Here is a 6,939-nt window from a genome sequence, read left to right on the forward strand (position 1 = left end):
CAATTCATCTTCCAAATGTTTGAATGTTCCAAGTTCTTCATATATAATAAAGTTCTATATAATACGAAAAGCAGGGAGTGAAGAACGTGAGCAATAGAGAGCAAAATTTGGAAAAATATGCCGCGCTTGCTGTTCAAGTCGGCGTCAACGTTCAAAAAGGGCAAACGCTTTTTGTGAACGCCCCGCTTGAAGCCGCGTCGCTCGTGCGGCAAATTGCAAAAAAAGCATATGAAGTCGGCGCCAAACACGTCTATGTCGAATGGTATGACGAAGATCTTACATACATTAAATTCAAATATGCTCCTGACGAAGCATTTTTAGAATATCCAATGTGGCGGGCCAAAGGCATGGAGCAGCTTGTCGAGGAAGGGGCGGCGTTTTTATCGATTTATTCGCCAAATCCTGATTTATTGAAAGATGTGGATCCAACCCGAATCGCCACCGCCAATAAAACGGCATCAAAAGCGTTAAACAACTATCGCAGCGCACTAATGGCCGACCAAAACTGCTGGTCGCTTATTTCCGTTCCCACGCCAGCCTGGGCGAAAAAAATATTTCCAGACCTCAGTGAAGAAGAAGCGATCGACAAGCTATGGGAGGCGATATTCCGCATTACCCGTGTCGACCAGGACAATCCGATCCAAGCGTGGCAGCAACACAACGACCAACTCGCCAAAATCGTCGATTATTTAAATGAAAAACAATACAAGCAGCTCATTTATGAAGCGCCGGGAACGAACTTAACGATCGAACTGGTCGAAAACCATGTATGGCATGGCGGTGCGGCCGTCAGCCAGAAAGGCGTTCGCTTTAACCCGAACATCCCGACGGAAGAAGTGTTTACGATGCCGCATAAAGACGGGGTCAATGGCAAGGTACGGAATACTAAACCGCTCAATTATAACGGCAACTTGATCGACGGATTTACTTTGACATTTAAAGACGGCAAAGTCGTCGACTTTACCGCGGAAAAAGGATATGAAACATTAAAACATTTATTAGATACGGATGAAGGCGCACGCCGCTTGGGAGAAGTCGCGTTAGTGCCGCATCAGTCGCCAATTTCCATGTCCAATCTAATTTTTTATAACACGTTATTCGATGAAAACGCCGCGTGCCACCTGGCGCTTGGAAAGGCCTATCCGACGAACATTCAAAACGGCACCGCCATGTCCAAAGAAGAACTCGACAAACATGGTGTCAATGATAGCCTCATCCATGAAGATTTTATGATTGGCTCTGCCGAATTAAACATCGATGGCGTTACGAAAGACGGCAAACGCGAACCGATTTTCCGCAACGGAAATTGGGCGTTTGAATGGAAATAATGAAGTGATACGTTTACCACATGTTGGTCACAAAACGGAAAATTTACGCTTTAAATAAGTTATCTAACTTACTAGCCACGTCTTTCTGCATACTTGAGAGGACGTGGCTATATTGATTGAATCTAATACTGTCTTAAATCGTTCGCATATTACTTTCGCATTCACAAAACGATGAAAACATTTTCACAACAAAAAAATCGGCCCATGGGCCGATTTTTTCGTTCAATTTCGTTATACTTGAAGAACTCCTTTTGCGGAAATGGTCATCCACTCGTATTGGCGGAGTTTTATTTCAAACAATGTAAGCGGATCGCGGTATGCTTCCGGATTCGATCTCATTTTCTCCAGCTCTTCTTCTTTTTCACTGATTTCTTTTTTCGTTTCTTCCACCGTTTGATTCAACGCGGCAAACGGGTTCCGGAAGAAGATCGAAATATCGCGTTCTAGTGATTTCTCAAACAGTTCGAATTGCAGAAGCAACTTGTTCACAATGGATTCAACAACGTCTAAATAATCCTGATTTTCAACAAACTGCTTGTATTTGTTATATAACATCGCATGGTTTTGCTGGAAGGCTCCAAACAGCTTGCCGGCACTTTTCAATAAAATTTGATACGGTGTGCGGCGGAGAAAAATATTCACCTTCTCCATTTGCACGCCGCTCGTCATCCGATCTGCATCCCGGCGCCAGTCATCAAGCACTTTAAAGTCGCAATTCAGCTTAAGCCGATCTTCCCCATACATCGCATTAAACCCATCGCTTATTTCATCCAGGAAAGATTGACATTGATTAAGCTCGTCATTTGCCGTTAAAATCCATTCCTGAAGAGAACGATAAAGTTCGGGCAAGACCGTATCATTTACATAAGCACGTACTCTCCGATTCATCTCATCATTTAGTTCCAGGTGAAGTTTACGGAAATCGCTGTCTTCTCGAATCATATTCGAAGTTTCTCGTAAAATTCCCGGAATATTTTCCGATAGATCCGACCTGATTTCCTCCAAGACTTTATGGAACGTTCTCGTGATAATTCGCGCTTTTTCTTCTTTCAAATCAGTTAATTGATGGATTGCACCATTTAGCTTTGTGACCATTTCTTCATTCCATTTAATCGAATCAGCCAGGCTGTTTTCCATTTCTGCCCGTTTATCCAATAAATGGCTGATTAATTGACGAGTAAAGATTAATATTTTTTCAATCCGATCGTCTTCCACAATTTGTCGGTTCAAGTTTTTCAAGAACTCTGCTAGATCATTTTGCTGTTTTCTGCTTCTTAAACGTGATGAATAGGCAAACACCCGAGCCTCAGGAACATATGCCCGAACTCTCGAACGAGTGTCTTCAATAATCTTGGCGGCTTCATGTTCATCATAAATTTCATCAATTTTATTGAGCAGAAAATGAATTGGAAGATTAGGCGCATATTCCCGAATCTGCATCAAGATCTCTTGTTCTTTTTCGGTAAAAGGATCGTTCGCATCAAGAACAAATAATAAACTGTCAGCAAAGTGCAGATATTTCAACGCTTCACCTTCAATATGATTACGATCGCTAAATCCCGGCGTATCAATAAGAACCAGCCCGTTTTTCTGCAAAATTGGCGATGGAAGAGAGAACTCCACAATCGCATTGTCAAAAGCCTTATTCAGCCGCCTATCTACTGCCTCTTGGAATTCCTGAAAACTTGAAAATGTTGTTAATTCTTCATCGGATATCTTTCTAATCTCCGTCTCATCATCCCCCTTAAATACAATAACGGATGATGTCGGAGCAGTTAGGATATTTTCTCCGAGGACCGAATTGATAAAAGCAGACTTACCATTTCCGGAAGTTCCAACTACAAATAAATGATGTGTTTCAAAATCAACCAGTTCTCGGATGATCCATCTGAAGCGGTGACCTGGATCAACATGCTGCGCTTCCGCCCATTTTACGATGGAATCGAATAATGTAAGGCTGTATTCCAAACCATCTGTCTCATTGCGGGAATGGAAAATAAGATTTTCGGCATCATTGACAACCTCTGGGCTAATACTGGATGGAAATTTCTCGCTCCATGCCAATACCGCTGCAGAAGCAAATAAAGCATGAGAATAATCAGCTATTTTGAGCCAGTTCGTTAAGATGCTCGGAATAATCTCCTCCAATTCTTTTATTAAATACTTTCCATCGATTAATTCAAAATACGCTTCCTGATAAAGGTTTGACAACTTTTTCCAGGACTGTTCCCGGCTTGCATCCAGATTTAAGAAAAGGTGGTTAAATTCCCTCAGCCATGAAAAATAGGAACGCTCGTTTTTATAACCATTCCACAATGCCTCAACCATCTGTTCAAATCTTGTCTGATCCACTTGGTATAACACGGCTAAGCATTTTGAAAAATAATGCGGTTCAAAAATTTTTGTTAATCCTTGTTTTGCATATGTTTTTAAAATATCAAACCAATGATGAGACTCTGTCCGGATCGCTTCATTTACTGTCAGTTCAATTGCGCTCTTCCAATCCTTGTGTTTTTCGAAAAAGGCACGAGCAATGTCAGTAACATTCGGATAGTCCGGATTAAAGGATACCGCTTTTTTAATCACTTGATCAGCATCTTCAAGTCTGCCTTGATCTATGTAAAGCGAAAATAATTGCAATGCAACTTCTGATTGTAAGACACTGCTTTCCGTATCAATGGATTTATAAATCTCTTCAGCCGTTGATAATTGTCCGAGTTCATAAAAACAATCCGCTATATTTTTTTTTGCCCACGGTTCTAAATCATTATGAACGTTTTCCCATTTGAAAATAGCTGCTTCATAATCTTTGTTATGAAAATATACTTCTCCTTGGACAAAACGGATAGTGGAAATGTCAGCCTCCCCATCTTTATGCCCGGCAAGAAACGCTTCTCCGAGCACACGGACAGGATTTTTTTCATCCGCTTCCATAAATGTTTCATAAAATGTTTTTTTGATCAGTTGATTCTCTTGATTCTCTAACGCCATGTCTATCACCCGACCTATATATTTAATCCCTATTAAAACTTTCTTGTTTCCATCCTTAATATTCTAGCAGACTTATTTTTGCAATAAGGTTTCAAATTGTTTTCATTTATAATACAGATTTTTATCATCGTGTAACATTTCAGCTAAATTATGTTATTAATTTTAATTGAATGGAAATGTAAAAAAGCTGCACAATCCTCCCTCGTGAGAATAATACAGCTTCGATTCGTGCTGGATGCGTTAACCGAAAATTTTTTCGATTTACCTCATTTTGCTCCGTTTTAAAGCGATTTTTTCCATTTCAACATAACCTCAATATTTTAATTTTAACACAGAGAATTTGTATTTAGTACGCCCAAAAACGATCGAACAGTCGTATCAGGCTATTTAGGAGTATATTCATTTTTACATTCACAATCTTTTTACATTCACAATCGTTTTCCAGAAAAACTGAACGGCCTTTCCCCGATGGAATATCGAGAAAAGGCCGCAGTTGATATACTCTTTTTTCATTGTCTACTTGACAGGGTTATGTGCAGGGACAGACTTTCTGTTATCTTTCATTTTTTCTTTTTGCTCTGTTGAGCTTTTTGCTGTTTTAGTTTTTCGATATTCGGCAGTCCTTGGATATAACCAACAGCACCGGCTTGATCAATTCCATATGTTGCGTCGATGGCTTTTTCCACATCATCAATGTTTACCGCTGTCGGCGCAAAATTGCCTAATTCATCCCCTGGATGCTGAAAATTGCTCATAACGTAGCTAAATCCATTTCGGTTATCGGCCGCTTGAAGCTCCGTTGCCTCCGCACCAGCCGGAACGGATAAAATGTGAGATAACTTTTTCGTATCGACGTTATACGCCCATACAAAATTGTTAATATGTTGGCTGCTGTCTTCCCCGATAAACAATGTGCGATAATCCTCAGAGAAGCTTAAGTTGTCCGGACCAGCAATTTTATTCACGTTTGCTTTATTGCCGTATGCGTCAGGTTGAGCTAAATCTTCGCCGACAAGAAGCGCCTTCATAGAAGCAACTACATATCTGCTGTTCATCGATTCACCAGCTATGGTCTTTTGTCCTGGCTTTAAGTTTAACTCATAAACCGCACCAGCTTTCACTTTCGGCAATTGAATGTGGTCCATTGGGTCTTGAACGTTTTTCTCCATACCTTTGCTTATATCAGAAACCGCTACATATACTTTTTTGTCTTTCGCGTTCACCGCTAAGCCTTCCATTTTATTAAACTCGCTTGTTGCTCCTAACATCGCTGCATAACGACGAGTTTCCAAAAATGCAGCTGCTTTTTCCATTCCCGGCTTCAATTTCAAGTATTCTATTTTACCATAGTTTGTACCTTGTCCTGAGTATTGCTTAACCGCAGTAAACCCGTCTTTTGGCTCATTGGACACTTCAAAATATCGCTGAATGTAATGCTTTTATCAATGATCCGTTTATTATCTATTAAACTCCGAACTGCCTGGACAAACTAGCTAGAGCGCTTTTATGACATTGCCTTGGGCGATGGCTGGCATAAGAAAAAACGCTTCCCTCGTTTGCGGTAAATGCCGCAGACGTTTGGAAGCGTTAGCGAACGACTTATGTAATGGCGTCCCAGGAGAGATTCGAACTCCCGACCGACGGCTTAGAAGGCCGCTGCTCTATCCAGCTGAGCTACTGGGACATGGTATTATACACTCTTTAGCTTCGCTGCCCCTTCCTCTGCTAACGAATTCAGATAAGTGAGATGCGTCGGGGCAACTCGTAGCTAATTCATAAGATGTATCGCTCGTCGCTGAGCTACTAAGATACATAAATAAAGCGGGTGATGGGAATCGAACCCACGACTTCAGCTTGGGAAGCTGAGGTTTTACCACTAAACTACACCCGCACGGCTGAAACTAGAAGGCGGCACCCGGATTCGAACCGGGGATGAAGGTTTTGCAGACCTCTGCCTTACCACTTGGCTATGCCGCCGCAAAAGATAAACAACACATAAAATAATTATTTGCTTTATAAAAGGGCAACAGGAATCGAACCCACACCGGAGGTTTTGGAGGCTCTGTGCTAGAACTATGCCCTTAAAAATCCCTTTTATCGAAAAATTTTGCATCAAATTTCGTTCTGCAACTATGTACGAAGAATCTTAGATATCCATTGGCATGTATGTATTAAAACAACTTTCACTACTGAAAACGCGCTCGAGAGGATTCGAACCCCTAACCTTCTGATCCGTAGTCAGATGCTCTATCCAATTGAGCTACGAGCGCAAAATAAGGATGGAGCGGAAGACGGGACTCGAACCCGCGACCCCCACCTTGGCAAGGTGATGTTCTACCACTGAACTACTTCCGCATCATAACATAGTGATATTTTGTTCATTCCTTCAAAACTAGATAACCGTCTGCTTGGAAGAAGCCAAGCGCCTCCGCTTTTCGCGCTGTCTAGCTCCGGACGCCATCGGCTCGCGACGCTTCGGTCCCGTTGCGGCGACAACAGCCTCCTCACGGGCCCTCCAGCGCGTGTCGCCGATAGGCGGGCGTCCTCCGCTTTTCTTGGTTAAGTCCTCGATCGATTAGTATCCGTCAGCTCCACGTGTCGCCACGCTTCCACCTCGGAC

Annotated in this window: 3 protein-coding genes, 6 tRNA genes and 1 pseudogene; 1 reads left to right on the top strand and 9 read right to left on the bottom strand. The window is 42.0% G+C overall.

Annotated elements, in window-relative coordinates; translation table 11 throughout:
- Positions 1-86 precede the first annotated feature (86 nt).
- Positions 87-1,328, top strand: coding sequence for an aminopeptidase (locus tag HT574_RS16520; RefSeq protein WP_175245440.1), 1,242 nt, complete (start codon positions 87-89; stop codon positions 1,326-1,328).
- A gap of 231 nt (positions 1,329-1,559) precedes the next feature.
- Here HT574_RS16520 and HT574_RS16525 read toward each other — a convergent pair whose 3' ends face one another.
- From HT574_RS16525 to HT574_RS16565, 9 genes and pseudogenes are all read right to left on the bottom strand, one after another.
- A complete protein-coding gene (locus tag HT574_RS16525; protein WP_175245441.1) occupies positions 1,560-4,319 on the bottom strand; it encodes a dynamin family protein in 2,760 nt (919 codons plus the stop codon).
- 560 nt (positions 4,320-4,879) lie between these two features.
- Positions 4,880-5,775 (bottom strand): annotated as a pseudogene (locus HT574_RS16530) (alkaline phosphatase PhoX); the annotation flags it as partial.
- Positions 5,776-5,926: 151 nt separating this feature from the next.
- Positions 5,927-6,003, bottom strand: a tRNA-Arg gene (locus HT574_RS16535).
- 136 nt (positions 6,004-6,139) lie between these two features.
- Positions 6,140-6,210: transfer RNA gene (locus HT574_RS16540), tRNA-Gly, on the bottom strand.
- 15 nt (positions 6,211-6,225) lie between these two features.
- Positions 6,226-6,296: transfer RNA gene (locus HT574_RS16545), tRNA-Cys, on the bottom strand.
- A 41-nt stretch (positions 6,297-6,337) separates the two neighbouring features.
- Positions 6,338-6,402, bottom strand: a tRNA-Trp gene (locus HT574_RS16550).
- A 113-nt stretch (positions 6,403-6,515) separates the two neighbouring features.
- Positions 6,516-6,589 (bottom strand) — tRNA-Arg (locus HT574_RS16555).
- Positions 6,590-6,599: 10 nt separating this feature from the next.
- Positions 6,600-6,674: transfer RNA gene (locus tag HT574_RS16560), tRNA-Gly, on the bottom strand.
- Positions 6,654-6,815 (bottom strand): hypothetical protein, encoded by a 162-nt coding sequence (locus tag HT574_RS16565; protein ID WP_175245442.1) that lies wholly within the window; start codon positions 6,813-6,815, stop codon positions 6,654-6,656. Before HT574_RS16565 ends, HT574_RS16560 begins: the two co-directional genes overlap by 21 nt.
- Between the last annotated feature and the right edge of the window lie 124 nt (positions 6,816-6,939).

Origin of the sequence: Parageobacillus sp. VR-IP (assembly GCF_013357975.1) — a bacterium.
Classification (GTDB): Bacteria; Bacillota; Bacilli; order Bacillales; family Anoxybacillaceae; genus Saccharococcus; species Saccharococcus caldoxylosilyticus.

Coding starts and splice junctions, on each gene's coding strand:
- HT574_RS16525 (WP_175245441.1), bottom strand. CDS start 4,319: ATGGCGTTAGAGAATCAAGAGAATCAACTGATCAAAAAAACATTTTAT.